A 25187-nucleotide genomic window follows, 5' to 3' on the forward strand; every position below is an offset into this window, starting at 1 on the left:
TCTGCGGGCGGACGCAAACGCCGGAAAAGCCGGCTGATGGAGGTCTGCAATGTCTGTTATCACCGGTCTTTCGCCTGTCGCCCTTTATCAGCATGATCTCAAGGACGAGGCGAAATCAGCAGCCGATTACGCCAAAACAGATGCGACGGTGACAAACTACACCTCATCCTTTGAGAAGGATGCCGTGACGATCACCTCCGCCGCCGAGTTGATGAAAAATTACAAGGCGCTTTCCGTTGTGCTCGGGGCCTATGGGCTTGGGTCAATCCAGAACTCCACAGCGCTGGTGAAAGACCTGCTCACGCAGGACCCGACATCTTCCAAGTCGGTGTCCGCCAAGTCAGGGAATGCGGCCTGGACGGCCTTTGCAAAAGCCTTTTCAGCCTTCAACACAAGCGGTTCCTCGGCGTCCACGACATCGCCTTTCGCTGATCAGTCGGCCATTGATTCGATTGTCACGAAATATGAAGAAAAATCTTATGAAACGGCGCTGGAAGCTCAGCAGAGCACGTCTGGCGTTGGTAACGCCCTTTATTTCACAAGAACAATGACGACAGGCATGTCAGTCAATCAGATCATGTCTGACTCCACGCTTCTGAAAGTTGTTGAAACTGTCAGTGGATACAATCCAACGCAGTTTGGTGTTCTGGATTATGACGAACAGAAGCGCCTGATTGAAAAAACATACAAGGCTTCGGATTTTTCATCTGCGGCGAGTATCCAGAAATACGCAGAGCGTTATCTGGCGATCCTTCAGTTCAATCCGCAGACGGTCACCAAGCCAGCCACAATGCTGTCGCTTTATGGTTCGGATGGTTCCAGCGATCCAACTCTCAGCCTGTTCGGCATTACTTCCAGCGGCACATCTCTGGTCACCTCGCTGTTCGGCTAGGAGCGGGGAAGAGCAGAGGTGTTCTGAGCGGAAAGATTTCGGCTTCAGTTCACAGGTAACGTGGTCAGAAAGTCCTGAATGGCCGAAAGCGTCTCTTCCGGTGCTTCTTCTGGAAGAAAATGCTCGCCCGGGAGTGCGTGTCCCTTCACCATGCTGGTTGAGACGGCCTCCCACGGGAGGACAGGGTTGTACCAGCCGCCAATACGGCCTTTTGCTCCCCAGAGAACAAGAACGGGACAGTGCAGGTCCGGACGGCACACTGGCCATGAAAACGGCGTCCTGCTTCGCCATATCGGTGCGGAGAGATAATCCTTAACCGCCTCGGGAGAGAAGAAACTGTCGCCGACAGGGGCGGTATCCAGCCATTCGGCGGGTATCTGGACGGCGTTGGCCTCGGGCTTCGGATGGAGCTGACCGAACCAGCAGCTCTCATATTGTGCAAGGGAAAACGCCATATCGTCACGGCCTGTGTGGTCAGGGCCGGGCAGGGCTTCCAGCAGAATCAGCGCCTTTACACGAGATGGTTCCAACTCGGCGACTTCACACGCGACCCGCGCTCCATAATCCTGTCCCGCCAGAATGAGGCTGTCATGGCCGAGACTGTCCGCGAGAGCGAGTAAATCTTCCGCCTGTTGGGATAGGGAGCGTTCCGGGTGCAAGTCCGGGCAGAGTACCGTGTGGTGCGAGGCAAGGGCAGGGGCCACCTTGTGCCACATGGCGTGTGTCTCCGGCCGACCATGCAGAAGCACGAGCAGAGACCCGCTGCCACCAAGACAGAAACGGTAAGAAACGCCGTTTACAGTCATGGAAGTGAGAGCAAAACCGTCGAACAGCATGTATGGCCTCGCTCCAGATTGTGGAAACCAATACAGGCATCATGCTGGCCTGCATTGGTTTCCATCAGCTCAGTTCTGTATGAAAGCGTAGTGATCGGCTAAGTTTCCCGCCAGCCCATTTCTTGCGAAAGCCTTTTTATGATGGATGATACCGACCCGTTCCTTTCTCTCGACCCGCAGGGAGCAGACTGGGACAGGCTTCGGGCCACAGGACATCACCTGCTCGACATGATGTTCGATAATCTTCGCGATATCAGGGAACAGCCTGTCTGGCAGCCGTTGCCCACCGATATACGATCTGGTTTTCGTGATGCGCCGGTCCCTGATCATGGAATGGACATAGCGGCTTTTGGGGAGGCATTCAGGGAGCAGGTCCTTCCCTACAGTGTCGGAAATCGCCATCCGGGATTTATGGGATGGGTGCATGGAGGCGGCACGCCTGTAGGCATGCTGGCGGAGATGCTGGCGGCCGGGCTGAATGCCAATCTCGGAGGCCGGGATCATGCGCCCGTGGAAGTCGAACGCATGGTCATCCGCTGGGCGGCGACCCTGATGGGGTTCCCGGACACAGCGTCCGGTCTGTTTGTCACAGGTTCTTCCATTGCGAATTTTATCGCGGTCATCGTCGCCAGCCGATCCGCGGAAGATGGCCTGTCCCTTAGAGAACACGGTGTGGGTCGGCGTTCGCTGGTGGGTTATGCCGCACGCAGCGCTCATGGATGCGTCAGCCGGGCCTTCGATCTTGCCGGTCTCGGTTCTGACGCGCTCCGCCTGGTTCCTCTCGACGGGTCTTTCCGCATGGATACGGCGGCTCTCAGGACCATGATTGCCGCAGACAGGAAAGCCGGTCTGGAACCGTTTCTGGTGGTCGGAACGGCGGGGACCGTTGATGTGGGTGCGATTGATTCCCTGAACACCATTGCCAAAATCGCCTCCGAGGAAAAACTCTGGTTCCATGTTGACGGTGCTTTCGGGGCTATGGCGGCACTCTCTCCGGATTTCAGGAAGGCTCTGTCAGGTCTTGAAAAAGCGGACAGCCTTGCGTTCGATTTCCACAAATGGGCTCAGGTGCCCTATGACGCCGGCTGTGTAATCGTGCGGGACCCGGCCAGACACGCTGCGGCCTTCGCACAGACGTTGTCCTATCTCTCGCGGGAGGATCGGGGCGTGGCGGCGGGTGCGCCGTGGTTCTGTGATCTTGGGCCTGATCTCTCACGGGGATTCAGGGCGCTGAAAGTCTGGGCGACGCTGTCCGTTTACGGCACAGATCAGCTTGGCCGGATGGTGGATCATTGCTGCGCCGTTGCCCGACACCTTGCGTCCCGGGTTTCATCCGAACCGGCACTTGAACTGATGGCGCCCGTTACGCTGGATATCGTCTGCTTCCGGCTTCTTGATCCTGCCTTGACGGATGAACAGCTTGATCATCTGAACGGCGAGGTGGTGAAGGACGTTCAGGAGTCCGGTCTGGCGGTCCCTTCGACGACACGGGTCAACGGGCGTCTTGTGATACGGGCCGCCATCGTCAATCACAGGACAATGGCGGCGGATGTTGATCGGATGGTGGACGCCGTTCTGAGCCTTGCCGCAAAACGTCGCTCAGGCTTATCTGCCTGAGCGTCTCGTGCCCTCGTCGAACAGTTCGGATAGTTTTTTCATCATTGTGCCGCCGAGTTCCTCAGCATCCGTGATGGTGACGGCGCGGCGGTAATAACGGGTCACGTCATGTCCGATGCCGATCGCAATCAGTTCGATCTCACTGCGGCTTTCGATGGCTGTGATGACCTCACGCAGATGGTCTTCCAGATAGGAACTCGGATTGGCCGAGAGAGTGCTGTCATCCACGGGCGCGCCATCGGAGATGACCATCAGGATGCGCCGCTGCTCCGGACGGCTACGCAGACGACGGGACGCCCACAGAAGCGCCTCGCCGTCGATATTTTCCTTCAGAAGACCTTCCCGTAGCATCAGGCCGAGATTGCGGCGGGCGCGTCGCAAAGGAGTATCGGCCGCCTTGTAGATGATGTGTCGCAGGTCATTCAGGCGGCCGGGGTTTTTCGGCTTGCCGTCACCTGTCCATTTCTCGCGGCTCTGACCACCTTTCCACGCGCGCGTCGTGAAGCCGAGAATCTCGACCTTCACACCACAACGCTCAAGCGTGCGGGCGAGAATATCGCCACACATCGCGGCTACCGAAATCGGCCGTCCGCGCATGGAGCCGGAATTGTCGATCAGAAGTGTGACGGCGGTATCACGGAACTCCGTTTCACTTTCCTGCTTGTAGGACAGGGAGAGGGTCGGGTTGACGACAATCCGTGACAGGCGTCCGGCATCAAGGATGCCCTCTTCCAGATCGAAATTCCATGAACGGGTCTGCTGGGCGAGAAGCTTGCGCTGGAGACGATTGGCCAGTCTGGAAATCACGCCCGTCAGAGAGGCAAGCTGAATGTCGAGCTGCTGGCGTAGGCGGGTCAGCTCATCCTCGTCGCACAGATCCTCTGCGGCAACTTCCTCATCAAACTGACTGGTGTAAGCGTGATACCCGGCAGCCGTATCACCGGGAGTGGCGGGCCGTCCTTCATTGGGACCGGAAGGATCTCCGGAACCATCGGTGTCGCCGGATTCGGTTTCAGCAGTCTCATCCGGATCACCAGCTTCGCCACTGCCATCCATCAGTTGTGGCTCGGCTCCCGTCTGATCTTCTTCCGTTTCATCAGTGGGAGGCTGTTCTTCCGGCGAGGCAGATGGCTCTTCCGCGCCGTCCTCATCCTTTCCGGTCGCATCATCTTGCCCGTCTTCATCGTTTTCCGGCTTCTCGCTGTCGAGTTCGACGAGAGAGCAGGCGGCCATCAGCTTCTGCGAGGCTCTGGAGTAGGCAGCCTGATCATCCTGAACGGCATTGAGCGCCTCAAGCGCTTTCAGGGCATCGGGTGAAAGCGTACGGCTCCAGTCGTCAAGCAGAGGACGGACAATCTCCGGCACAGGCCGTCCGCTGATTTTGGCGCGCGCAAGAAGCCCTAGAGCGAAGGCAGTGGGAAGCTGCTCCTTGCTCGACATGTGCGACACGCCGAGGTCGCGGCATTCCTGCTCCAGCTTCTGGTCCAGATTGGCCGCCACGCCAAGCATGTGGCGGGAGCCGACAGCTTCGACGCGCGCCAGTTCAAGCGCGTCGTACGCAGCGCGGGCCGCTCCGTCGTCAGGCTGGTGGGACCGATGAAATTCCGCGTCGTGGTGCCTGATCTTCAGCGCTTCGGAATCAGCGGCTCCACGGATGCGGGTCGCTTCCTCATCCGTCGCATGGCGTGACGGCTGGGGCAGGCGGATTGGTCCTTCCTGATCCAGCGGCCCCGGCGGCATGTTGCCGGAGTGGAAGGTGACATTGGTGTCAGGCCGTCCGCCCATGGCGCGAATGGCCCCGACCGTCGCACGCCGGAACGCCTCGGCCTTGTCAGCCGCATCGTTCACCGTGGAAGGAGTCTGGGAAGAACGGGGACGTTCGGCCATGTCCTGTCTTTTTCCTGTCGTCAGTGCTTGCGCTTGCCCAAAGGATCGGCGTTGAAGCAGCGCTGGTAATACTCAGCCACCATGCTGCGCTCGGCTTCATCACACTTGTTCAGGAACGTCACCCGGAACGCGAAGGCCAGATCGCCGAAGATGCGGAGATTGTCGGCCCATGCGATGACCGTGCGCGGCGACATGACGGTGGAGATGTCGCCGGCCATGAAGCCCGACCGTGTCAGCCCGGCGAGAGCGACCATGTTGTCGATGGTCTGGCGCATCTTCTTGTCGTCGGCGGAAACCCCCAGCTTGGAGGTGACGATCGCCACTTCCTGCTCGTGTGGCAGGTAGTTCAGGGAGGTGACGATGTTCCAGCGGTCCATCTGTCCCTGATTGATCTGCTGCGTGCCGTGATAGAGGCCGGTCGTATCGCCGAGGCCGACAGTGTTGGCCGTGGCGAACAGGCGGAAGAACGGGTTGGGACGGATGACGCGGTTCTGGTCGAGCAGGGTCAGGTTGCCGTCCACTTCCAGCACGCGCTGGATGACGAACATCACGTCCGGACGACCTGCGTCATATTCGTCGAATACGAGGGCGCAGGGGTGCTGGAGACACCACGGGAGCAGTCCTTCACGGAACTCGGTGACCTGCTGGCCGTCTTTCAGGACGATGGCGTCCTTGCCGATCAGGTCGATACGCGAGACGTGGCTGTCGAGATTGATGCGGACGCACGGCCAGTTCAGGCGGGCGGCGATCTGTTCGACGTGGGAGGATTTGCCGGTGCCGTGGAAGCCCTGCACCATCACGCGGCGGTTGAACGCGAATCCCGCCAGAATCGCGAGTGTCGTGTCGTGATCGAACCGGTAGCTGGTGTCGATCTCAGGCACATGCTCGGTGCGGATCGAGAAGGCTGGAACCTTGAGGTCGCTGTCAATTCCGAAAACCTCACGCGCCGAGACCTCCAGGTCAGGGACCGAGATCGCAGATGTTGGTATCAGGTCAGCAGACTCAGCGTTCATGGTGCATCCGTTCGTTAATGTGCGGGGGGAACCCTGCCACGGTCAGGCAGATTTTTCGAGGTTACTGTCGATGTTGGAGGTGAAATGCGCGCGAAGGGCTGAATAGGCCACGTTGATGACTTTCAGGCGCTCCTCGGCGTGTGGATCACCGTGGTTGGTATCCGGATGGTGCTTTTTGGCCAGTGTCTTGTAGCGTGCCTTGATTTCTTCAAGGGACACGGGCCAGCGCAATCCCATTGCGACGAGTGGTTCGCGCAGGGGCTCCGGGGTTTTCGGCTCGCGGGACTGGCGATGGCGGCGGGCGCGATCGGCGCGGGAGGCCCGGAGAATGTCGAGTGGATCGAGGACGTCTTCCTCGTTGAATCCTTTCTGACCTATATGCCCGATTTTCCATGAGGGGCGGTCCCACGACATGTCGGCCCGCAGATGGGCTTCAATCTGTGCCGAACTCATGCCTTTGTAATAGTCCCACCGTGCGTTGTACTCGCGAACGTGTTGAAGACAGAACCAGAAATACTCGTTCAGGCTATCGCGGGACCGGGGCGCGCGATAGCCTGCCTCCTGCTCGCAGCCGGGGGCGTCGCAACATTGCCTCGGGGCATCCGGATCGGGGTCAAATGCCCGATGACGTGTGTTTCGTCTGCTCATGCAGCCTGTTATGTGTGCCACGATGGTCCGGATGCAAGAGGCTTGTTGACGGAGAGTGGCATACAGAAGGCAGGAGATTAAGGCGATGGCAGGTGTGGCGACAGGTCCAAGGGCGCAGCGCGTGATGGAGCTTCTTCAGGAGAAGCTTGTTCCAGCCCGTATCGAGATTATCGACGAGAGTGATCGGCATGCGCATCACATCGCACGCCCACGCGGGCCGCAGGAAGGAGCGTCTGAAACGCACTTTCGCCTGACGGTTGTGAGCGACGCCTTTGCGGGGCTTTCGCGTGTTGCCCGCTCCCGGCTTGTTCACAAATATCTCGATTCCGAGTTCGCCGATGGTCTGCACGCGCTGGCCCTGACACTGAACACGCCCTCAGAGGTGACGGCATGATACGGCTGCTTTCCCGCCGAAGCCTGCTGCTGTCAGGTCTGGCGCTGACGGCCTGTGCTCAGACGTCTCCGTTCGCCCTGACTGTGCAGGAGCAGCAGGCCGTAGCGCGGGTGGAGGAGTATCTGAATGGCCTGACCCATCTGGATCTTTCGTTTGTGCAGACCTGGCCAGATGGAAATCAGGGTGCGGGGATGCTTCATTATGAGCCGGGACATCTGAAGCTGGATTACACCAATCCGAAAGGAATGGTCCTGACGGCGGGGGATGGACATCTCGTTCTGGATAATCCCCAGACAGGCGCAGTGACTCGTATGGGGCTCTCTCATACACCGCTCGGCCTGCTGCTTGCTCACCCGATCCGTATGCAGGGGGCTGTGACCGTGACGGCGGTGCGACGTGAAGTGGCGATGCTTCAGGTCTCCGTTGCCCGAACGGATCGGATGTCAGATGGTCTGCTGACCTTGCGTTTCAGGGATGATGGCGCAAGGCTGGCGCTGTCCGGACTTATTATTGTCGATGACCGGCAACATGTCATAACGCTGGATTTTTCTGACTAATATACAGAAGAAACTGCATGGAATTATCTAGTCGTTAATAATTAAATCGTTATCTTAACAAGCTGTTTTATATGTGGATGCAGTCTTGTTCAGAAATTTTTTATTGCGACAATTTCTGTTGGATCAGTCCGGCGGCGTTATTGTGTTCGCCGCGCTCGGCTCTCTTGTGATTATGACTGCGATAGCTGTTGGAATTGATTATTCCCAGTTGGTAGCGACAAAAACAAAATTGCAGGCCTTTACCGATTCAGCCGCCTTGTCTGCGACAAAAGCTGCCAACAACTACATGTTCAGTCATATGGGTGATAGCGGGGCGGAAGCGGCAGCCCAGCAGATTGCTGAGACGACGGCTACCCAGTCTGTAACCCAGAACGCCCAGATCGCTGGAATTTCTCCTGTTCCAGCGATTGTCGTGAAGTATGTTCCGGCTTCTTCCATTTCCGGCTCAGTATCCGTTTCCCTTTCGTATACACCCAGCCTGCTGATTCCGAACCTGCTTGATTACGCCGGTAGTCCGCTAACAGTAAAATCGACAGCGGCGATGGATGAAGGTGAGTCCTATTTCCAGATTGTCTTCGTTGTGGACATTTCCAATTCCATGGCGATCGGAGGAGATCCGGCGGCCATTTCGACTCTGGAAAACGGTAGCAGCCAGTGTGTCTTCGCTTGCCATGATCCCAATGGTTATGGGGTATCTACGGAAAGTTGCTATGCTCCGGGATCGCGTAAATCATCATCACGAAAATGGCCTTGCGATATGCGGACCTATGCAAAACAGCAGGGGATCAATCTTAAGATAGATTACGTCAATCAGGCCATACAGGAATTTATGCAGGATATGTCAGAGTATTCTGCAAAATATCCTGACAAGATCGTTGTCAGTATCAGCACGATCGGTACAAATTTCAATCAGATACTTTCTCCGACATCAGACATGCAATCTGCCGTCAGTGCAGCCTCGTCCATTGATGTTGAAAACGCGACTCAGTGGTCGAACGCGCAAAACAGTGGCAGCGCTCCTTTTGATTTCAAAAATTATAACTACGGCTATACAAATATGTCCGAATATTTAAATAAATCTCTATCAATGATAAGTAACATAGGAGATGGATCAACATCGGAAAAGAAAAAAACTTACTTCGTCTTTCTGTCTGATGGCGCTCAGGATGTGTGGGATGGTTATACCGATGTCTACAGTGACCCCAATACGCGCTATCGTGTTGTAAATGTGGACTACAGTTCAGCCTGCCAAAAAATCAAGGATAGCGGTATAAAGTTTTTCTCTGTATGGGCCACGTACTATTCAATTAATGATTATATGGTCAATCCTTTTATGGGGACCGGGGCAGGTTCGATGCAGGGAACCATGCAATCCTGCGCGTCAGCCCCTGAAGATTTTTTTGAAGCAGATGATGGTCCCGCCATTAAAAATGCTATTTCATCGATATTCAGTTCCATCATGAATGATGTTTCCTTGCGACTTGTTGGTAATAATTGAAATTGGAATTTGCTTGGAATGGTTTAAATAATTTCTGTGATAAATTTTAGTATATTAATTAAATAGATTTATTTGTGTATATATTTCATGATTGAATATTTTGTTTTGTAATTCAGTTACTTACAAACATTGTCCGAGGCGGGCAGAAAAAATTTAGTTTGAATGGATAAAGTTAAACTGGTGAATCGGTTATAAATCATCGGTTCTTTCTGATGAGGATTTTTTACCAGAGTTATCCTGAACGTCAGAAGCAAATATCTCCAAAGCGAAGAAGGGATAACTAACCCAGACAAGCCTTGATAACAGACGAAAGAAGTCTGGCTAGCAATATCTACGATTTGTCCGACATCGCTACTGCATGGATTTTATGGCGTAACCGTAAATTGACGAAACAGATAGCAGAAGCAAACCAAGCACTTGCTGGCCGTAACCACAATTTAGTGAAATCGACCTGATGTATATGAGCCGCTGGGGGGGGGGGGGGGGACAATGAGTGACGTGATCATGCCGCACTTAGGTTTTGCCGACATGGAAGCGTCACAAGGTTTGTCAGACCCTGAAATTCGTAGCGGTAGGAGAGGGCAGATTTCAGAGAAAATGAGCAGATATGGAACGGTTACCCATCGCCGTTGCAAACCAAGTGCAAATTTTACTGAAGAAAACCGCAGAAAACTGGTGCGCCCTGCTGGATTCGAACCAGCGGCCCACAGCTTAGAAGGCTGTTGCTCTATCCAACTGAGCTAAGGGCGCACAGAACCGTCTGGAAGACCGGCTGGCGTTTTATCCGTTGTTCCAGCAGAAAAAACAAGAGCCGTTGGAAAACTTCAGTGCGTCCAGTTCTGGATACGGTCCGTTGCGAAATTATCCGCATAAACCTTGGGAACGCGAATACGCTCTACTGTCGGTTCAACCTTATAAGGAATGGCGTGACGGCGGGCATAGGCCTCCGCCTCTTCACGGCTCCCGAACTTCAGTCTCACCTGAGCTTTGGTGTCGCTGCTTCCGGTCCATCCCATGAGGGGAGTTGGACGATGCGGAGCGGACTGGCCGTATTCGAAAATCCAGTTGCGGGCACCGTAAAGCCCAGACTGTCCCGCACTTTTAGGCTGCTTGTAAATTCTTGCTGTCATCACTCGCCACTCCGTTGCTTTCAACGAGACCGTGTCGAAAAGTGGTCGGGGCGCCCGGACTCGAACCGGGGGCCTCCTGTACCCAAAACAGGCGCGCTACCAGGCTGCGCCACGCCCCGAACCTGCGGCGGAACCTATGTGCAGAGAGAGGTTCTGGCAAGCCCCAATCGGCTCAGAGCGACACGCAAATTATCGTCAGACTGGGAAAGGGCTGTCTCAGCCGCCTTTTTCCCGGCGCCAAGCGCTATCAGAACCGCTGGTTTCACATGGCCTTCTGTCTGTTCAAGCGCGATTCGGGCGTTCTCTTCGCTACAGTCCGTGAGGTTGATAACCATACGGACAGCGCGTTCACGCAATTTGGCGTTTCGGCTGCGCATATCGACCATCCGCGCCCTGTAGACACGGCCCAGTCCGGTCATGAGAGAGGTGGACAGCAGGTTCAGAACAATCTTCTGGGCTGTGCCGGCCTTCATGCGTGTCGAGCCTGCAATCGGCTCGGCCCCGGTGCCAACGAAAACAGCGTGTTCCGCAGCAAGCAGGAGGGCTGTGTCTGGCACATTGGCGATGCCCACGGTCAGCGAGCCAGCAGCCCGGGCCGCCTTGATACAGGCAACGGTGTAGGGTGTTCTGCCGCTGGCTGCGATACCGACCACAACGTCATTGGGGGTCAGTACAATCGCTTCGACTTCAGCACAGCCCGCCGCCGCGTCATCCTCGGCGTTTTCAACGGCATTGAGCAGAGCCTCCCGGCCTCCCGCTATCAGAAGACACATCCGCTCGGTCGGCCAGTTATAGGTCGGCTCCAACTCCGCTCCGTCCTGTGCCGCCAGACGACCTGAACTGCCCGCGCCAGCATAAACCAGCCGTCCACCAGCTTTCAGGCGGGGCAGGGCCTCTTCAACCGCAGCAGTCAGAGCGGGCAGGGCGGAGGACACAACCGCCGCTGCCGCAAGCTGGGATTGCCAGAGCGCTGTCAGTTGGGTTGCGACGGGCCATGTGTCGTACTCCAGAAAGGCTGGGTCTGCATTCTCCGTCGCGGGCAGGGAGGCGGTCATCGGCCTCAGTTCCCGTTCGTCGCTTTTTTGGCGAGAGGCGCGATGAACAGGGGCGCTGTATCCCACGGAAAGAGCACCCACGTATCCTGCGGCACTTCCATGACAAACAGGTCGGTCAGGGGCTTGCCCGTCGGCTTGGCGTAAAGGCAGGTAAACAGGGCTTTCGGCAGACGCTCGCGGACGACGCGCGCGGTGATGCCGGAATCGACAAGATCATCCACCACAAGGAAGCCTTCGCCGTCTCCGGCAGCCTGAGGATCCTTGATTATTTCTGGAGTGCCCTTTGACTCTTCATCATAGGTCACAACGGAAATTGACTCGATCAGACGGCAATCGAGTTCACGGGCGAGAATGGCGGCAGGGATCAGACCGCCGCGGGTGATGGCCACAATGCCTTTGAAAGGCCCCTTCGACATGAGGGTTTCCGCCAAAGTGCGGGCATCGCGGTGTAGCTGGTCCCAGGTCACTGTTGCATAAGTCGTCGCCATCGCACCGCGTCTCCATTGATCTCAGTCTCTGCGCCAAGGGCTCTCTAAAGGCTTATGGCGGCGTAACGATTGTATTGCCTCCCGCAATCCGTCTTGGCAACGTGACAAGGCGGGTGGTGTCAGCCGAATGATCACCTGCTAGAGACGGCTCCATGTCAGAGTCCGATGTCTCCGTCCCTCCTTCTCCCGGTCCTGCCCTGCTGCGCCAACCGGGACTGATCAGTTGCCTGACCGGTCGCAATCTCTCGGCCTTCTCATCACAGGTGCAGGCGGTTGCCGTCGCGTGGCAGGTCTATTCCCTGACGCATAGTTCAGCCTCGCTGGGCTTCGTCGGCCTGGCCCAGTTTCTTCCCATGATGCTGCTGACGCTGCCCGCCGGGCATGTGGCGGATCAGTTCAATCGCCGCCGGATCGTGATTACCTGCCAGATGGTCGAGGCATGTGCGGCGTTCAGCATGGCGATTGCCTCATGGCAGCATCTGATTGGACCGTGGGCGCTCTATCTGCTGGTGGCGCTGTTCGGAGCCTGTCGCGCCTTCGAAATGCCCGCACAGCAGACATTTCTTCCTGCTATCGTCCCGGCACCGCTGTTTCCCAAGGCGGCGGCTCTGTCATCCTCACTGTTTCAGGTGGCCTGTATCGCAGGACCGTCTCTTGGCGGGGTGCTGTACGGCTTCGGTCCGGACACCTGCTATGCGCTGTGCTGCGTCGGGTTTGCAGCCTCCGCTCTCGCGACAGCGTCAATCAAGATGCGTTTTCCGGAACGTCGTCGTCAGCCCATCACGCTGGCCTCCGTGATGGGAGGCATCGCTTTCCTGCGCAGGCAGCGTCCCATGCTCGGCGCCATCTCTCTAGACCTGTTCGCCGTGCTGCTTGGTGGCGCGACGGCGCTTCTGCCGGTCTATGCCGACGACATCCTGCACGCCGGGCCTGTAGCGCTTGGCCTGCTCAGGGCCGGTCCCGCCATGGGCGCCGTTCTGATGGCGCTCATCATGACGCGCTGGCCCATTCGCCGGAATGCCGGAAAGATCATGTTTCTGTCTGTCGCCATATTCGGGCTGGCGACGCTCGTTTTCGGCGTATCCCGCTCGATCCCGCTTTCCATTCTGGCGCTGATGGTGCTGGGTGCTGCGGATGTGATCAGCGTGATGGTCCGGGGAGCGCTGATTCAGCTCGGCACACCTGATGAAATGCGAGGGCGTGTCTCTGCTGTGAACATGCTGTTCATCGGCTCTTCGAATCAGCTCGGCGAGTTTGAGAGCGGTATGCTGGCGGCCTGTGTCGGGGCGGTTCCTGCCGTGGTGATCGGCGGCATCGGCACGCTGATTGTGACGGGGGTATGGATGCGTCTTTTCCCGGGGCTACGTGAACTGGATCGGCTCGATGACATCAAACCCGCCACCTGAGCCAAGAGGCGCGGTCATTGCCGTCTGCCGCCATCCTCTCGACGGACGGTTTCTGCTGGTCCGCCGCGCCAATCCTCCCGATGCGGAGCTATGGGGATTTCCCGGTGGACGGATCGAGCCCGGTGAAGATCTGCTGACCGCTGCGAGCCGTGAGCTTGCGGAAGAAACCGGCCTCGATACCCAAGGCGTCCGCGTGCTGACGGCGTTTGATTCGATCCACCGCCATGCAAATGGTTCTCTGAGGTTTCATTATGTGATTGTCGCGGTTCTTTGCGAACTGATGAATCCTCAGGAAACACCCGCGCCTGTCGCTGCCGACGATGCTCTTGAGGCGGACTGGTTCAGTCTGGACACCATTCAGGGGTTTGGCGCTGAGGCAAGCGCAGGTGTCTTCGCACTGGCGCGGCAGGCGGAAGCCGCCGTGCGAGGTCCATGACCTTGCGCTTCTGTCCGGGGTTGTCTATCGCGCAAGCATGAACAGCGTAGAACGGCCGGGCGAGGAGAGGGAGCCTCTCGTGACGTCAGAACCGACAGGGTTGGCACAGCCCATCACGGACGAGCCGCATGTTGCCGCAGAGCTGGCGGCTCATGGTGACATGCCGGTCATGGATCTGCGGCCTGAACGTGGAACGGCCCGTATCGTTCATGCGCTGAACGACCTGTCCGGCAGCCTCCGGCTGTTCCGTCTGGGCTGGATGCAGGGCTGGCTCGATATAAAAATGCGCTATCGCGGTTCTCTTCTGGGGCCGTTCTGGGTCACCATTTCCACAACCATTCTGGTTGCGGCCATGGGAGTGCTCTACGCCACACTCCTGCACACGGACCTGAAGGCCTATCTGCCGTTCCTGTGCTTTTCCCTCGTGCTGTGGGCCTATCTTGGCGGAACCGTCACGGATGGTTGCTGTGCGTTCACCAGCACGGTGAATCTGATTCATTCGATCCGCATGCCTTTCACGGTCCATGTCATGCGGGTCATGGTCCGGAATTTTCTGACCTTTCTGCATAGTGTCGGCGTGATCGTGGTGTTGTTTGCGGTTTTCGGCGTCATGCCGACACTCAACTGGTCGCTGCCAGCGGGTGTCGTCCTCTGGTTTGCTGATCTTTACGCGATCACCCTTCTGCTGGGTGTGCTGGGCGCGCGCTTTCGGGATATGCCGCCGATTGCCGCCAACATCATGCAGATCCTGTTTTTCGTGACGCCGATCCTCTGGAAACCCGACCTGATTTATACGGGGCGGCAATATATGCTGCTCGATCCCTGTTATCCGCTGATCGAGATCGTGCGCGGTCCGTTCATGGGCACGCCTGTCAGGCCATCCATCTGGCTGATGGCTGTGGCATACAGTGTTGTCCTGTGGTGCGTTTCCTTTCTGCTGTTCGCCCGCCTGCGCGGTCGGCTGGCGTACTGGGTGTAGGCGACATGGCTGGAATCGATGTCACGAACCTGTCCATTTCGTTTCCGCTCTATCACGGCGATGCGCGCAGCCTGAAGAAGACCATGAAGGGAGTCCTGCAAGGCCAAGCGCCTTCCAGCCGCTTCTCCCGTGATGCCCGCAACCGGATCATGGTGCAGGCGCTGACAGATGTCAGCTTCTCCCTCAGACCGGGTGAGCGCCTCGGGCTGATCGGGCGGAACGGAGCCGGCAAGACGACGCTCCTGCGGGCGCTTGGCGGTATCTATGAGCCCGTCGAGGGGCATGTTCTTGTGCAGGGACGGGTAGGGACTCTGCTGGATACATCGCTCGGCATGGACCCTGAGCTGTCAGGACGGGAGAACATCCGTCTGCGTGGACTGTTTTTCGGATTGTCCGACAGGGCTATCCGGGAAGTCGAACAGGATGTGGAAGCCTTCGCCGATCTTGGCGCGTTCATGGACCTTCCGCTGAAGACCTACAGTTCCGGCATGAGTCTGCGTCTGGCGTTCGGACTGGCGACGGCGATCATGCCGGAAATCCTGATTATGGACGAATGGTTCATGGCGGGCGACGCCACGTTCATTCAGCGGGCGGAAGGACGGATCGCCGGATTGGTGGAAGGGGCGGAAATTCTGGTTATTTCCAGCCATATGCCGTCCATTGTCGAGAAGTGGTGCACCCGCGTAATCTGGATGGAGCAGGGGAAGATTGTGATGGATGGCAAGCCTGCCGATGTGCTGCCGATCTATCTGGATGCCGAATAGTGGTGGCTTGCGTGCTCTGCGAAGATTTCTGAAGATATTCGGCTGTTTTATACTTCAGTCATTGGGGCCACCCAGATGCTGGCTGACAATCCACACATCGACACCGCTTTCCGAGCATTCCTTAAGTGAAAAAGTATTTTTCGTAATGACGGTAATGGGAGAGCCGCTTTCTGGCTTTATCGTCAGCTTCCATATCTGGCTATACAGGCCTTTCCCCACAGACTGAACCGAGAGGAGATCGGATGTGACGGCTTTCTCGTCTATACTTCCGGGCCGTATGATTTCTTCATTCTGAAGATATGTTATGGCCATCCCTATGGGCCAAGAGTTGCATCCGGTTATTTCTGATATTCGAGTATTTTCTGCAAAAACTGTAGTATTATGTAAAAGAAGTATGGATGGGATAATAAGAAAATATTTTTTCAAGGAGTAAGCTCCATTGGGAAATTTGGAGTTTTCATATCTTGCGCCGGATATCGTTACACAGAATAACACAAACACTGAAAGCATAAATCTATCTCTGAAAAGTAACGGTAACCATATTTGGTGTCAGTTTTGTAGTATAATTCCGGCATACGGACACATAAAAGAGCCCATAAACCAACGGGATTCGGCTCTATATTTTTTTGTTTTTGATGAATAGATTGCTGTATTCGGCGCGAATTTCAGAATGGTCACGGAAAATATTTTGGTTTTTGCATGGGGATTCCCCGGTTTATTACGAATAAAGCCGGGGAATTAAAGTCTCAGAAGCAGTTTCTATATTTCCTGCCAGTCGCTCTTAAACACCTATCTACATGCTCGTTGTTGGCAACAGTTACTATCGTGGACCGGCCAGAGGCCCCAGCGCGGCCTGCACGCCAAATTCTCCCGGTAGGGAACCGCAAGGAAAAAGCACGTTGACGTGGCCCATCTTGCGACCGGGGCGCGCCTCCTGTTTACCATAAAGATGCGGGATCAGCCCCTGCTTCCCGACGATCTCAGGCCACAAGGCCATGTCATCAGGTCCGACGAGATTTTTCATGACTGCATCCGAGTGACGCACGGCTTCAGGCAAAGGTAATCCGGTCACAGCGCGGACATGCATCTCAAACTGGTCACAGGAACACGCGTCCATTGTCCAGTGGCCGGAATTGTGGGGGCGGGGGGCGATTTCATTGACAAGCAGTGCGCCGGTGCGCCCAACAAACATTTCGACCCCCATGATCCCGATGAGGTCGAGACCTTCAGCAATGCGGCAGGCGAGCCTGCCCGCTTCGGTTGCCAGTTCCTCGCTGATGCGGGCAGGGGCAAGACTGAGATCCAGAATGCCGGAAACATGCCGGTTTTCAGTCGCCGGAAATGTGCAGGTGGTCCCATCGACACCCCGCGCAACCATGACACTGATTTCCATGGCGAAATCGACCATCCCTTCCGCAACCAGCGGTTTTGGCGAGAGAGTCGTCAGAGCCTCTGTCAGTTGGTCGGCGTTCTGGACACGAAACTGGCCTTTGCCGTCGTAACCCATGCGGGTGGTTTTCAGGATGAAGGGATAACCGACTGTCTCGGCGGCTTCCGCGAGACTTTCCGCATCCGTGACAATTTTCCAGGGAGCTACCGGAATACCGATGGAACCAAGGAACGTCTTTTCCTGCTCACGGTCCTGACTGATCCGGAGAATGGCGCCGGAAGGACGGACGGGTTTGAGACCGGACAGCAGATCAAGCCCGTTTGCCGAGATATTCTCAAATTCGAACGTGACGACATCAACGGCTTCGGCAAAGCGCTTCAACACGTCAGGATCATTGAACGAGCCGATGGTTGCGCCGTGAGAAACCTGAACACCCGGCTCATCTTCATGCTGCGCGAGAATGTGGGAGCGAAAGCCAAGGCGGGCGGCCGCCATGGCGGACATGCGCCCCAACTGGCCTCCGCCGACAATACCAAGAACCGAGTTGGGAGGCAGGAAACCGTTCTTATTGTTCAGGTTCATCGCGTACCGAGGCAGTCTGAAGTGCGCGCCATGTGTCGAGACGGGCCGCGAGTTCCGCATCCGAGATGGCGAGAATGGAGGTGGCGAGAAGGGCCGCATTGATGGCTCCCGCCTTGCCAATCGCAAGGGTGCCCACGGGTATGCCGCCGGGCATCTGGACGATGGAGAGCAGGCTGTCCATGCCTTTCAGAGTCTTGGACTCAACAGGCACACCCAGAACCGGAAGCCGTGTCCATGCCGCGCACATGCCCGGCAGATGGGCCGCGCCACCTGCTCCGGCGATGATGACAGACAGGCCGCGATCGGAGGCCGTGCGGGCATACTCCGCCAGACGGTCGGGAGTCCGGTGCGCCGAGACGATCCTTGTCTCATAAGGCACTTCCAGCGCATCCAGAGTCAGCGTGGCATGCTGCATGGTTTCCCAGTCAGACTGGCTTCCCATGATGATTCCCACACGGGGCGCTTCTGAGCCCTGCTTCACAGCATCATCGGCTGCCGATTCAGGCTGGTTTTCAGTATTATCCATGATCTCTCAAATCTCGGAACCTGATCAGACTATTGCGGTTATGCAATGTTGTCCGGAATAAGATGACTTTCGATCCACGCAATTTCATCCTTGAGGAGGAGCTTGCGCTTCTTCAGCCTCTGAAGCTGGAGATGATCCATCGGTTCATGAACCAGACGGTCAATGACCGTATCCAGATCACGATGTTCGCTCCGCAGCTCATGAAGCCTGCGCAGCATACTCTCCCGATCACTCAGCATCGCACCTCCGGCATTCTCGTCCAGTGATATTCACCACGAGCACCTGCTTTACACATCCGTAAGACCATCAGCCCTGATCTTTGTCACGTTAAGCCAACGGATTGTCTTGCACCAGTGCCCAGAATCTTCTCCGGAAGGAAGAAGTGGACCGCGATGAAAAATAAACCGTGAAACATGAGCAATTTTTCATGTCAGATTGGTGACAGACGGCGCTAGCATCGTCTCGTTGCAACTATCCAAATCGGAGAGTGAAACAATGAGCAAGCAATCACGCCTTGAAAGCCTCAGCCGCCGTCATTCCGTCCTCGATGCGAAAATCCATGACGAAGGGCATCGTCCCATGCCCGACCAGCATGTCCTGATGCGCCTCAAACTGCAGAAACTCACGGTCAAGGAAGAGATGGATCGCGTCAGGGCCACGTCCTGACGGAATGCTTCTCGACAGGCTGCGTCTGTAAAAGCAGGCGCAGCCTCTGAGTGTCTCAGTCTTCGCTTTCAATCGGCATGGGCTGGGGGACTTCCTGCCCGTCGCGCGTCAGACGCTCATTGGCGGCAGTCACAGCGGCGTTGAGATCCATCTGGCTGCACAGCCCCAGTGTTACCGGGTCACGCGGCTTGATGTTCTGGCTGTTCCAGTGTTGACGGTCACGAACTTTGGCAATGGTGTCCTTGGTTGTGCCGAGCAGTTTGGCAATCTGCTGATCCTGAACCTGCGGAAAGTTGCGTAGAACAAACGCGATACCGTCCGGACGGTCATTGCGACGCGCAACCGGGGTGTAGCGAGCGCCCTTGGCGCGGCGCTTTACAGAATTGACCGTCGCAAGAATCTTCAGTTTCGCGTTGGGATCGGCCTCACACCGGCTGATTTCTTCCGCTGTGACCTGACGGTTGGCAACCGGGTCATATCCCACGATTCCCTGCGCGACTTCGCCATCCGCGATGGCCTGAACTTCCAGCGGATGCATGCCGCAGAATTCAGCGACCTGTGTGAAGGTCAGAGCCGTTTTTTCGATCAGCCAGACGGCTGTCGCCTTGGGCATAAGAGGAAGCGTGCTCATCGTCGATCCTGTTGCTGCGTGGTCTCTTGGCGCTCACGCAGGCACCGGGATCGGCTTGTCTGGGCGAGGGCCTTACCGACCCGTCCCTGCGTGCCTGCCGGCGCGCTGTTGTGTACGGTAATGGCCGCCGCTCGCGATGGGGTCAAGCGAAAATCGTCAACCGGGCGAATGGGGAGAGCAGCACGAGGATAAGGCTCAAAAAGAAAAACCCTGCCACCGGGCTACGGGGCAGGGTTTTTCCTGTTCCACCCGTGGAAAGAAAAATTCTTCCCACGAATATCCTTTTCTCAGGAGCTGCGCTTGCCGATGCCAGCAAAACGCTTGTTGAACTTGGCCACCTGGCCTCCGCTGTCGATCATGCGCTGGACGCCTGTCCATGCCGGATGAGACTTCGGGTCGATATCAAGACGCAGGGTGTCGCCAGCAGCGCCCATGCACGAATACGTCTTGTATTCCGTACCGTCGGTCATGATGATGTTGACCTCGTGATAGTCGGGGTGGATATTCTGTTTCATTTCAACGCTCTCTAGAAAAAATTCCCGATGCCGACCGGGAATGGATCGCGCACATATAGGCGGATCAGACAGGCAAGGCAACGAGGAAAGCGGCGAAAAACGGCAATTTTCCGCATAGTGCGGATAACGTCTCACCGAAAAACCGCTTGATGGTTTTTTTACTTCCTGTGGCGTAAAACCAACGCCTTCGCCCATTTGTTGCCATAAGATTAATCTAACATTGTAAATCTGCGTGGACAGTCGTTAAGACAGGTTACATCATTTTTTAGAGGATCTCATGGCAGACAAGAAACTTGCTGTGCATACGCCGGGTTGGGTCAATGACTTCAAAGCCTTCATCATGCGAGGCAATGTCGTTGATATGGCCGTCGGTGTCATCATCGGCGCAGCCTTTACAGCGATTGTGAACAGTCTGGTCAAGGACGTGTTCAATCCGGTGCTTGGTCTGGCCACGGGTGGTATTGATTTCAGCAACCTGTTTGTGACGCTCAAAGGTCCTGTTGAGCCGACGCTCGACGCAGCCCAGAAAGCGGGCGCCGTCACCCTCAACTATGGCGTTTTCATCAACGCTGTCATCCAGTTCCTGATCGTCGCCATTGTCATCTTCTGGATGGTGCGTCTTCTGTCCAAGCTGCACACGAAGCAGGCTGAAGAGCCGGCTGCTCCGGCGGAGCCGACCAAGACTGAAGTTCTGCTTCAGGATATCCGCGATGTGCTGGTCCATCAGCAGACACACAACTGATACGGTCTTTCTGTATTGGGGATGATGAAAGAGGAGCTCTTGGCTCCTCTTTTTTGTTTTTGCCTGCTGATGCGGCGCAATTGATCTGACGTCTTGCCCGGAGCAATATTTTCCGGGTGCTTCCGCCAGATGGAAAGACTGGGTGATTTGCAGGTGGGACTTCGTAGAGTTTCTGATGCGTAGTTACATCAAGAAGAGAAAGATGAAGGCCAGCCAATGCGCTTGAATGTTTCAGAATCCTTGCGGAAAATCGCAGATATCAGAGGCAACGCAGCCTGGTTCAGGGATAAGACCCTGTCTCTGAAAGAAGCTGCGCTCATCAGAAAATACTGGCCCTACATAGAGCGCGCGATTTCAAAAATCGCGAGTTCAGCCGCGTTTGAAATCATCGCTGATGAACTGATCATCGTAAGGGTGGCCAACCTCGTTATTGATCTTTTGCCTCTTCATGTCAGGTTGGTGCTGCGAAAGACGGGCATGGACCGAATTCTTGTCGCGGCGTTGTCTAAAGTAAAAAAACAGATCATTCGGAAAATCTCTACCCTGCGTGCTGAAATGCTTGCCAGAGAGAGGGTGTTGGCTGAAAAAAACAATGACGAGAAAAGTGATTAGTATGTATTTTTACAAACTGCGATTCTAAAAACACATCAAAATCCGTTCGCTTCAGCGGATATGGTCAATAATAAAAAGAGCCGTGAAAAATTATTTTAAACTCTTGAGCATTCAGGGAAATGCCGCTGCAAAAAGCAGCATTCCGACAATCCTCCAATTTATCCGGGCAGAAAATACAGGATCAGAGGCACGATAATCGCCGTCACCAGCCCGTTCAGGCCGATGCCCAGCGCCGCGAAAGCAGCCCCTACCGGATCACGCTGCGCGACCTGAGCCGCCGCAATTCCGCTACCGGCAATTCCTGCCGCCAGTCCATGCGCCCGCCAGTCCGTAATGCCCAACCGTCGCAGGGTCGCCTCGCCAATCATCGCTGCGATGATCCCACCCAGAATGGCGAAGGCCGCCGTCAGTGCCGGTATCCCGCCGATCTGCGTGGTGATGGCGATGGCAATCGGTGTCGTCACAGCCTTGGGAGCCATGGACAGGGCGACATCGTGTGAGCCGCCAAGCAGCAGCACAAGCAGCACGCCACTGACTACCGACGTCACGGACCCGGCCAGAAGGGCCAGTGTCATGGCAGGCAGACTGCGCGTCACAAGGCGAATTGAATCCGCCAGCGGAATGGCCAGAGCGACCGTGGCCGGGCCAAGCAGAAAATTGATGATTTTGACTGACTGAAAATACGTCGCGTAGGGCGTTTCGGTCAGAAGAAGTCCGAGTGCTACGAAAGCGATCGCGAACAGCACGGGATTAGCCCAGGGCGCACGACCAAGCCGGATCTGCAACCGGACGCCCAGCGCGAAAACCGCAAGCGTCACACTCAGCCAGAACAGGGTTTCCATGTTCGGCTCCGGCAGAAAGCGTGCGTAAATCTGATGGAGCGTGTGAGAAAGAGACTGCATTGTCAGAGCACCTGTCCGCCGGTATCGGGAATCCGCTCGGGTGAAGGACGGTCATGCGTCGCCTTGTGCATTACGAACGCCGTCACCATCAGTCCGAGAAGCGTGGAACCGAACAGGGCCACCGCAATCGGCAGGCCATTGGCGAGCAGCACGGGCATCTGCGTGACCAGTCCCACACCGGCAGGGACGAATAGCAGTCCGAGGCAGGCGATCAGGCTGCGGGACAGAGAGGACAGGGCTGGGGTATCAAAGGAGGAAACTCGCGTGTCTGCGCGTGTCCGGCTGCGTTTCCAGAGCAGGGCGGCGGCGAGCAGGAACATGCCGATTACCGGACCGGGAACGGGGAGGCGTAGAGTTATCTGCAACGCGGACCCCAGCAACTGGAACAGAATCAGAATGAGGAAAGCTTCCGGCATGGTTTTTCTTCTTTTTGGAGGTGCATCGGATGCCCGAACCGGAAAAGCTGCAATCCGGGCATGGTGCTCCCCGGTTCACGAAAGGGCGCGTCAGCCCATGTTGCCCGCAACCCGATGACTGGCAAACCACATTTGCGCGCACTCCCTGACGGGGAGGCGTTCCGTTTCATGGAATCATTCCACTGAACGCAGGTTGAGCAGAATGATTCTGGAGCAACATCCGATCAGACGGAATCGTCTGGTCGGATGAAGTTGCTCGATAAACAGTGTGTCAGGGCGTTGTTAATAGAGGCTTTTCATCAGATTAAAGAAGCCTGTTTCAACCGGGCCAGATTCAGGACCCGGTCGAAACGTCTCGTCACATTGGAGGGAATGGACCGCCTTCAGTCGGCGGCGAATTCCATGTCCTCCTGTGTCACGCCTTCGACACGGTGACGGTGTTTGGCTTCCCTGCGGCGCCTGTGCAGGATGCTCTCCGTATAGCCGTTCGGCTGACGTGCGCCGTCGAACACCAGTTCACGGGCCGCCATGAACGCCGGACCATCCTGATGGGTGGAAAGCGGGACGTATCCGGCCTCGTCCTGATTCTGCTCGTCAACCAGTCGCGCCATCCGGGTCAGAGCCGCTTCGACCTGTGTTTCCGTCACGATGCCGTGCATCAGCCAGTTGGCGACATGCTGTGACGAAATCCGCAGGGTGGCGCGGTCCTCCATCAGCCCCACATGGTTGAGATCAGGCACCTTGGAACAGCCGACGCCCATATCCACCCAGCGCACCACATAGCCGAGAATGCTCTGGAGATTGGTGTCGAGTTCGGCGGCGATTTCTTCCTCAGACCAGTGAGCGCCATGCGCCAGCGGCAGGGACAGCAGATCCTCCATCGGCAGGGGCGCGTGATATCTGAGTTCCTTCTGGACCTCGGCTACATCGACCTCGTGATAATGCAGGGCGTGCAGTGTGGCCGCCGTCGGAGAGGGAATCCACGCCGTGCTGGCGCCCGCCCGCATCTGCGCGCCCTTCTGCTCCAGCATGTCGGCCATCCGGTCGGGGATCGCCCACATGCCCTTGCCGATCTGTCCATGACCACGCGGGCCGATGCCCAGACCACATTCCAGCCCGATGGCGGCGTTACGCTGCTCGTAAGCTCTGATCCACGGCTCCTTCTTCATGTCGCCTTTCCGCACGACAGGGCCAGCCTTCATGCAGGTATGGATCTCGTCGCCCGTCCGGTCGAGGAAGCCGGTATTGATGAAGAACACGCGCTCCCGCGCCGCATTGATGCAGGCGGCAAGATTACAGCTCGTGCGGCGCTCCTCGTCCATGATGCCCATCTTGATCGTGTTGCGGGGCAGGGAGAGGGTTTCCTCGACCGAGGTGAAGATGGCGTCGGAAAGAGCGACTTCCTGCGAACCGTGCATCTTCGGGCGGACGAGATAGATCGACCCCATGCGGCTGTTGCGGAAGGCGCTGTTGCCGCGCAGATCATGCAGAGCGATGACCGACAGGATGATCGCATCGAGCACGTTTTCCGGTGTCTCGTTGCCCTCGGCATCCAGCACCATGTCCGTGAACATGTGATAGCCGACCGTGCGCACGAGCATCAGGCTTCGGCCATGCAGGGTCAGCGGCGCGCCATTCGGTGCGGTGTAGCTGCGGTCCTGCGCCAGAGACCGGTTCGTGACCTTGCCGTTGCGGGGAACCGCCGCCGTCAGCGTGCCGCGCATGAGGCCGAGCCAGTTGCGGTAGACGATGACCTTGTCCTGCGCATCCACGGCGGCCACGCTGTCTTCGCAGTCCATGATGGTGCTCAGCGCGGATTCCACGATCACGTCGGCGATGCCAGCCTTGTCCGTGCTGCCGACAGGGGAGGAGCGGTCGATCTTCAGCTCAATATGCAGGCCGCGATTGTTGAACAGGACCGCGCGCGGCTCTGAAGGCGATCCCGCGAACCCGGCGAACTGCGTTGGGTGCTTCAGACCGGTCGTGCGGCCACAGTCCAGCTTGGCGTGCAGTTCGCCGTGATGAACATAGTAGGACACGCTGTCGGCGTGGCTACCGATGAGCAGCGGCACGGTTTCATCAAGAAACAGCTTGGCGCGGCGCACGACGATACGACCTCGCAGCGGGTTGTAGTCCGTTCCGCACTGGAAAGGCGCGTTCTGGGGCAGGGCGTCCGTGCCGTAGAGCGCGTCATACAGGCTGCCCCAGCGCGCGTTGGCGGCGTTCAGGGCGTAGCGGGCGTTGTTGACAGGCACCACGAGCTGCGGCCCGGCAACACGGCCGATCTCCGCATCCACGTTCTGCGTCGAGACGGTGAATTTGGGTGGGAGTTCCTCGACATAGCCGATCTCGCGCATGAAGCGGGTGCGGAGATGCATGTCCGTGCCGCTGCTGCCGATCAGGAAATTGTCGATGGCCTTCTGGAGTCGGTCACGTTGCGCGAGCGCGTGACGAATTTTGGGGGAGTATTCGGCGACAAGACCGGAAACGCCCGCCCAGAACGTCTCCGGTGAAACGCCGGTTTCCGGCAGAACTTCGGTGTTGACGAACGTATGAAGACCGCAGTCGATGCTGATGCCTTCAATCTGGATATGCGTGGTCATGG

At 56.9% G+C, this 25187-nt stretch carries 28 protein-coding genes and 2 tRNA genes; 12 read left to right on the top strand and 18 right to left on the bottom strand.

Going from position 1 to position 25187, the window contains the following annotated elements; translation table 11 throughout:
• Nucleotides 1-49: 49 nt before the first annotated feature.
• Nucleotides 50-892 (top strand): DUF1217 domain-containing protein, encoded by an 843-nt coding sequence (locus LKE90_RS03895; protein WP_291490967.1) that lies wholly within the window; start codon nucleotides 50-52, stop codon nucleotides 890-892.
• 44 nt (nucleotides 893-936) lie between these two features.
• Here the strand turns inward: LKE90_RS03895 and LKE90_RS03900 are convergent, their stop codons facing one another.
• Nucleotides 937-1728 carry an alpha/beta fold hydrolase gene (locus LKE90_RS03900; RefSeq protein WP_291490968.1) on the bottom strand — a complete coding sequence of 264 codons (792 nt, stop codon included), beginning with the start codon at nucleotides 1726-1728 and terminating at the stop codon, nucleotides 937-939.
• 138 nt (nucleotides 1729-1866) lie between these two features.
• Here LKE90_RS03900 and LKE90_RS03905 point away from each other — a divergent pair, with 138 nt between their 5' ends.
• Nucleotides 1867-3345 carry a pyridoxal phosphate-dependent decarboxylase family protein gene (locus LKE90_RS03905; protein ID WP_407066027.1) on the top strand — a complete coding sequence of 493 codons (1479 nt, stop codon included), beginning with the start codon at nucleotides 1867-1869 and terminating at the stop codon, nucleotides 3343-3345.
• Here LKE90_RS03905 and LKE90_RS03910 read toward each other — a convergent pair.
• Genes LKE90_RS03910 through LKE90_RS03920 form a run of 3 tightly spaced genes read right to left on the bottom strand, consistent with a single transcriptional unit; the run spans nucleotide 3334 to nucleotide 6893 of the window.
• On the bottom strand, nucleotides 3334-5232 hold the full coding sequence (locus tag LKE90_RS03910) for a cobaltochelatase CobT-related protein (protein ID WP_291490969.1): 1899 nt from the start codon (nucleotides 5230-5232) through the stop codon (nucleotides 3334-3336). The genes LKE90_RS03905 and LKE90_RS03910 overlap by 12 nt on opposite strands.
• Before the next feature lie 20 nt (nucleotides 5233-5252).
• A complete protein-coding gene (gene cobS / locus LKE90_RS03915; RefSeq protein WP_291490970.1) occupies nucleotides 5253-6245 on the bottom strand; it encodes a cobaltochelatase subunit CobS in 993 nt (330 codons plus the stop codon).
• Between the two features lie 42 nt (nucleotides 6246-6287).
• Nucleotides 6288-6893 (bottom strand): J domain-containing protein, encoded by a 606-nt coding sequence (locus LKE90_RS03920; protein ID WP_291490971.1) that lies wholly within the window; start codon nucleotides 6891-6893, stop codon nucleotides 6288-6290.
• A gap of 85 nt (nucleotides 6894-6978) precedes the next feature.
• On the opposite strand from LKE90_RS03920, the gene LKE90_RS03925 reads away from it, so the two are divergent.
• The 3 genes from LKE90_RS03925 (at nucleotide 6979) to LKE90_RS03935 (ending at nucleotide 9342) form a co-directional block, all read left to right on the top strand.
• A complete protein-coding gene (locus LKE90_RS03925) occupies nucleotides 6979-7287 on the top strand; it encodes a BolA family protein (RefSeq protein ID WP_291490972.1) in 309 nt (102 codons plus the stop codon).
• Nucleotides 7284-7844: a LolA family protein gene (locus tag LKE90_RS03930; RefSeq protein ID WP_291490973.1), complete on the top strand. Its 561-nt coding sequence runs from the start codon at nucleotides 7284-7286 to the stop codon at nucleotides 7842-7844. Before LKE90_RS03925 ends, LKE90_RS03930 begins: the two co-directional genes overlap by 4 nt.
• An 85-nt stretch (nucleotides 7845-7929) precedes the next feature.
• Nucleotides 7930-9342 carry a Tad domain-containing protein gene (locus LKE90_RS03935; protein ID WP_291490974.1) on the top strand — a complete coding sequence of 471 codons (1413 nt, stop codon included), beginning with the start codon at nucleotides 7930-7932 and terminating at the stop codon, nucleotides 9340-9342.
• A 673-nt stretch (nucleotides 9343-10015) separates the two neighbouring features.
• Here the strand turns inward: LKE90_RS03935 and LKE90_RS03940 are convergent.
• The 5 genes from LKE90_RS03940 to gpt form a co-directional block, all read right to left on the bottom strand.
• Nucleotides 10016-10092, bottom strand: a tRNA-Arg gene (locus tag LKE90_RS03940).
• A 74-nt stretch (nucleotides 10093-10166) separates the two neighbouring features.
• Entirely contained in the window at nucleotides 10167-10472 is a 306-nt protein-coding gene (locus tag LKE90_RS03945) for an ETC complex I subunit (protein ID WP_291491580.1), read from the bottom strand.
• A gap of 42 nt (nucleotides 10473-10514) precedes the next feature.
• A tRNA-Pro gene (locus tag LKE90_RS03950) sits at nucleotides 10515-10591 on the bottom strand.
• A 15-nt stretch (nucleotides 10592-10606) separates the two neighbouring features.
• Nucleotides 10607-11527, bottom strand: a complete 921-nt coding sequence (locus tag LKE90_RS03955; RefSeq protein ID WP_291491581.1) for an N-acetylmuramic acid 6-phosphate etherase — start codon at nucleotides 11525-11527, stop codon at nucleotides 10607-10609.
• Between the two features lie 5 nt (nucleotides 11528-11532).
• Nucleotides 11533-12015 (bottom strand): xanthine phosphoribosyltransferase, encoded by a 483-nt coding sequence (gene gpt, locus LKE90_RS03960; protein WP_291491582.1) that lies wholly within the window; start codon nucleotides 12013-12015, stop codon nucleotides 11533-11535.
• A 152-nt stretch (nucleotides 12016-12167) separates the two neighbouring features.
• Here gpt and LKE90_RS03965 point away from each other — a divergent pair, with 152 nt between their 5' ends.
• The 4 genes from LKE90_RS03965 (at nucleotide 12168) to LKE90_RS03980 (ending at nucleotide 15600) form a co-directional block, all read left to right on the top strand.
• A complete protein-coding gene (locus LKE90_RS03965) occupies nucleotides 12168-13421 on the top strand; it encodes an MFS transporter (protein WP_291491584.1) in 1254 nt (417 codons plus the stop codon).
• The gene (locus LKE90_RS03970; protein WP_291491585.1) at nucleotides 13399-13857 is read left to right on the top strand and encodes an NUDIX hydrolase; all 459 of its coding nucleotides are present in this window, start codon (nucleotides 13399-13401) and stop codon (nucleotides 13855-13857) included. The genes LKE90_RS03965 and LKE90_RS03970 overlap by 23 nt, the downstream gene beginning before the upstream one ends.
• 79 nt (nucleotides 13858-13936) lie before the next feature.
• Nucleotides 13937-14836: an ABC transporter permease gene (locus tag LKE90_RS03975; protein WP_291491586.1), complete on the top strand. Its 900-nt coding sequence runs from the start codon at nucleotides 13937-13939 to the stop codon at nucleotides 14834-14836.
• Between the two features lie 5 nt (nucleotides 14837-14841).
• Complete coding sequence (locus LKE90_RS03980; protein WP_291491587.1) at nucleotides 14842-15600, top strand: ABC transporter ATP-binding protein; 759 nt, start codon at nucleotides 14842-14844, stop codon at nucleotides 15598-15600.
• 54 nt (nucleotides 15601-15654) lie between these two features.
• On the opposite strand, the gene LKE90_RS03985 is transcribed toward LKE90_RS03980, so the two are convergent.
• The 4 genes from LKE90_RS03985 to LKE90_RS04000 form a co-directional block, all read right to left on the bottom strand.
• Nucleotides 15655-16110 (bottom strand): hypothetical protein, encoded by a 456-nt coding sequence (locus tag LKE90_RS03985; protein ID WP_291491588.1) that lies wholly within the window; start codon nucleotides 16108-16110, stop codon nucleotides 15655-15657.
• 310 nt (nucleotides 16111-16420) lie between these two features.
• Nucleotides 16421-17572 (bottom strand): 5-(carboxyamino)imidazole ribonucleotide synthase, encoded by a 1152-nt coding sequence (locus tag LKE90_RS03990; RefSeq protein ID WP_291491589.1) that lies wholly within the window; start codon nucleotides 17570-17572, stop codon nucleotides 16421-16423.
• Nucleotides 17556-18098 carry a 5-(carboxyamino)imidazole ribonucleotide mutase gene (gene purE / locus LKE90_RS03995; protein WP_291491591.1) on the bottom strand — a complete coding sequence of 181 codons (543 nt, stop codon included), beginning with the start codon at nucleotides 18096-18098 and terminating at the stop codon, nucleotides 17556-17558. Before purE ends, LKE90_RS03990 begins: the two co-directional genes overlap by 17 nt.
• Nucleotides 18099-18136: 38 nt before the next feature.
• Nucleotides 18137-18337: a YdcH family protein gene (locus LKE90_RS04000; RefSeq protein ID WP_077812842.1), complete on the bottom strand. Its 201-nt coding sequence runs from the start codon at nucleotides 18335-18337 to the stop codon at nucleotides 18137-18139.
• A gap of 256 nt (nucleotides 18338-18593) precedes the next feature.
• Here LKE90_RS04000 and LKE90_RS04005 point away from each other — a divergent pair, with 256 nt between their 5' ends.
• Nucleotides 18594-18764 (top strand): YdcH family protein, encoded by a 171-nt coding sequence (locus tag LKE90_RS04005; protein WP_010669153.1) that lies wholly within the window; start codon nucleotides 18594-18596, stop codon nucleotides 18762-18764.
• Nucleotides 18765-18819: 55 nt separating this feature from the next.
• Here LKE90_RS04005 and LKE90_RS04010 read toward each other — a convergent pair whose 3' ends face one another.
• Together LKE90_RS04010 and rpmE are read right to left on the bottom strand one after the other, a co-directional pair.
• Complete coding sequence (locus tag LKE90_RS04010) at nucleotides 18820-19395, bottom strand: DUF1013 domain-containing protein (protein WP_291491592.1); 576 nt, start codon at nucleotides 19393-19395, stop codon at nucleotides 18820-18822.
• 287 nt (nucleotides 19396-19682) lie between these two features.
• The gene (gene rpmE, locus LKE90_RS04015; RefSeq protein WP_291491810.1) at nucleotides 19683-19910 is read right to left on the bottom strand and encodes a 50S ribosomal protein L31; all 228 of its coding nucleotides are present in this window, start codon (nucleotides 19908-19910) and stop codon (nucleotides 19683-19685) included.
• Nucleotides 19911-20187: 277 nt separating this feature from the next.
• On the opposite strand from rpmE, the gene mscL reads away from it, so the two are divergent.
• The gene (gene mscL, locus LKE90_RS04020) at nucleotides 20188-20652 is read left to right on the top strand and encodes a large-conductance mechanosensitive channel protein MscL (RefSeq protein ID WP_291491593.1); all 465 of its coding nucleotides are present in this window, start codon (nucleotides 20188-20190) and stop codon (nucleotides 20650-20652) included.
• Nucleotides 20653-20868: 216 nt separating this feature from the next.
• On the top strand, nucleotides 20869-21264 hold the full coding sequence (locus LKE90_RS04025) for a hypothetical protein (RefSeq protein WP_291491594.1): 396 nt from the start codon (nucleotides 20869-20871) through the stop codon (nucleotides 21262-21264).
• A 158-nt stretch (nucleotides 21265-21422) separates the two neighbouring features.
• Here the strand turns inward: LKE90_RS04025 and LKE90_RS04030 are convergent, their stop codons facing one another.
• The 3 genes from LKE90_RS04030 to LKE90_RS04040 form a co-directional block, all read right to left on the bottom strand.
• Complete coding sequence (locus tag LKE90_RS04030) at nucleotides 21423-22166, bottom strand: LrgB family protein (RefSeq protein ID WP_291491595.1); 744 nt, start codon at nucleotides 22164-22166, stop codon at nucleotides 21423-21425.
• 2 nt (nucleotides 22167-22168) lie between these two features.
• The gene (locus tag LKE90_RS04035; protein ID WP_291491596.1) at nucleotides 22169-22582 is read right to left on the bottom strand and encodes a CidA/LrgA family protein; all 414 of its coding nucleotides are present in this window, start codon (nucleotides 22580-22582) and stop codon (nucleotides 22169-22171) included.
• 383 nt (nucleotides 22583-22965) lie between these two features.
• Nucleotides 22966-25185 (bottom strand): malate synthase G, encoded by a 2220-nt coding sequence (locus LKE90_RS04040; protein WP_291491597.1) that lies wholly within the window; start codon nucleotides 25183-25185, stop codon nucleotides 22966-22968.
• Nucleotides 25186-25187: the final 2 nt, after the last annotated feature.

This window comes from Acetobacter sp. (assembly GCF_022483985.1).
Lineage (GTDB): Bacteria > Pseudomonadota > Alphaproteobacteria > Acetobacterales > Acetobacteraceae > Acetobacter.

Bases quoted from the DNA above. Each gene is read 5' to 3' on its own strand.
- LKE90_RS03895 (WP_291490967.1), top strand. From the start codon at position 50: ATGTCTGTTATCACCGGTCTTTCGCCTGTCGCCCTTTATCAGCATGAT.
- LKE90_RS03900 (WP_291490968.1), bottom strand. From the start codon at position 1,728: ATGCTGTTCGACGGTTTTGCTCTCACTTCCATGACTGTAAACGGCGTT.
- LKE90_RS03905 (WP_407066027.1), top strand. From the start codon at position 1,867: ATGATGGATGATACCGACCCGTTCCTTTCTCTCGACCCGCAGGGAGCA.
- LKE90_RS03910 (WP_291490969.1), bottom strand. From the start codon at position 5,232: ATGGCCGAACGTCCCCGTTCTTCCCAGACTCCTTCCACGGTGAACGAT.
- cobS (WP_291490970.1), bottom strand. From the start codon at position 6,245: ATGAACGCTGAGTCTGCTGACCTGATACCAACATCTGCGATCTCGGTC.
- LKE90_RS03920 (WP_291490971.1), bottom strand. From the start codon at position 6,893: ATGAGCAGACGAAACACACGTCATCGGGCATTTGACCCCGATCCGGAT.
- LKE90_RS03925 (WP_291490972.1), top strand. From the start codon at position 6,979: ATGGCAGGTGTGGCGACAGGTCCAAGGGCGCAGCGCGTGATGGAGCTT.
- LKE90_RS03930 (WP_291490973.1), top strand. From the start codon at position 7,284: ATGATACGGCTGCTTTCCCGCCGAAGCCTGCTGCTGTCAGGTCTGGCG.
- LKE90_RS03945 (WP_291491580.1), bottom strand. From the start codon at position 10,472: ATGACAGCAAGAATTTACAAGCAGCCTAAAAGTGCGGGACAGTCTGGG.
- LKE90_RS03955 (WP_291491581.1), bottom strand. From the start codon at position 11,527: ATGACCGCCTCCCTGCCCGCGACGGAGAATGCAGACCCAGCCTTTCTG.
- gpt (WP_291491582.1), bottom strand. From the start codon at position 12,015: ATGGCGACGACTTATGCAACAGTGACCTGGGACCAGCTACACCGCGAT.
- LKE90_RS03965 (WP_291491584.1), top strand. From the start codon at position 12,168: ATGTCAGAGTCCGATGTCTCCGTCCCTCCTTCTCCCGGTCCTGCCCTG.
- LKE90_RS03970 (WP_291491585.1), top strand. From the start codon at position 13,399: ATGACATCAAACCCGCCACCTGAGCCAAGAGGCGCGGTCATTGCCGTC.
- LKE90_RS03980 (WP_291491587.1), top strand. From the start codon at position 14,842: ATGGCTGGAATCGATGTCACGAACCTGTCCATTTCGTTTCCGCTCTAT.
- LKE90_RS03985 (WP_291491588.1), bottom strand. From the start codon at position 16,110: ATGCTTTCAGTGTTTGTGTTATTCTGTGTAACGATATCCGGCGCAAGA.
- LKE90_RS03990 (WP_291491589.1), bottom strand. From the start codon at position 17,572: ATGAACCTGAACAATAAGAACGGTTTCCTGCCTCCCAACTCGGTTCTT.
- purE (WP_291491591.1), bottom strand. From the start codon at position 18,098: ATGGATAATACTGAAAACCAGCCTGAATCGGCAGCCGATGATGCTGTG.
- LKE90_RS04000 (WP_077812842.1), bottom strand. From the start codon at position 18,337: ATGCTGAGTGATCGGGAGAGTATGCTGCGCAGGCTTCATGAGCTGCGG.
- LKE90_RS04005 (WP_010669153.1), top strand. From the start codon at position 18,594: ATGAGCAAGCAATCACGCCTTGAAAGCCTCAGCCGCCGTCATTCCGTC.
- LKE90_RS04010 (WP_291491592.1), bottom strand. From the start codon at position 19,395: ATGAGCACGCTTCCTCTTATGCCCAAGGCGACAGCCGTCTGGCTGATC.
- rpmE (WP_291491810.1), bottom strand. From the start codon at position 19,910: ATGAAACAGAATATCCACCCCGACTATCACGAGGTCAACATCATCATG.
- mscL (WP_291491593.1), top strand. From the start codon at position 20,188: ATGGCAGACAAGAAACTTGCTGTGCATACGCCGGGTTGGGTCAATGAC.
- LKE90_RS04025 (WP_291491594.1), top strand. From the start codon at position 20,869: ATGCGCTTGAATGTTTCAGAATCCTTGCGGAAAATCGCAGATATCAGA.
- LKE90_RS04030 (WP_291491595.1), bottom strand. From the start codon at position 22,166: ATGCAGTCTCTTTCTCACACGCTCCATCAGATTTACGCACGCTTTCTG.
- LKE90_RS04035 (WP_291491596.1), bottom strand. From the start codon at position 22,582: ATGCCGGAAGCTTTCCTCATTCTGATTCTGTTCCAGTTGCTGGGGTCC.
- LKE90_RS04040 (WP_291491597.1), bottom strand. From the start codon at position 25,185: ATGACCACGCATATCCAGATTGAAGGCATCAGCATCGACTGCGGTCTT.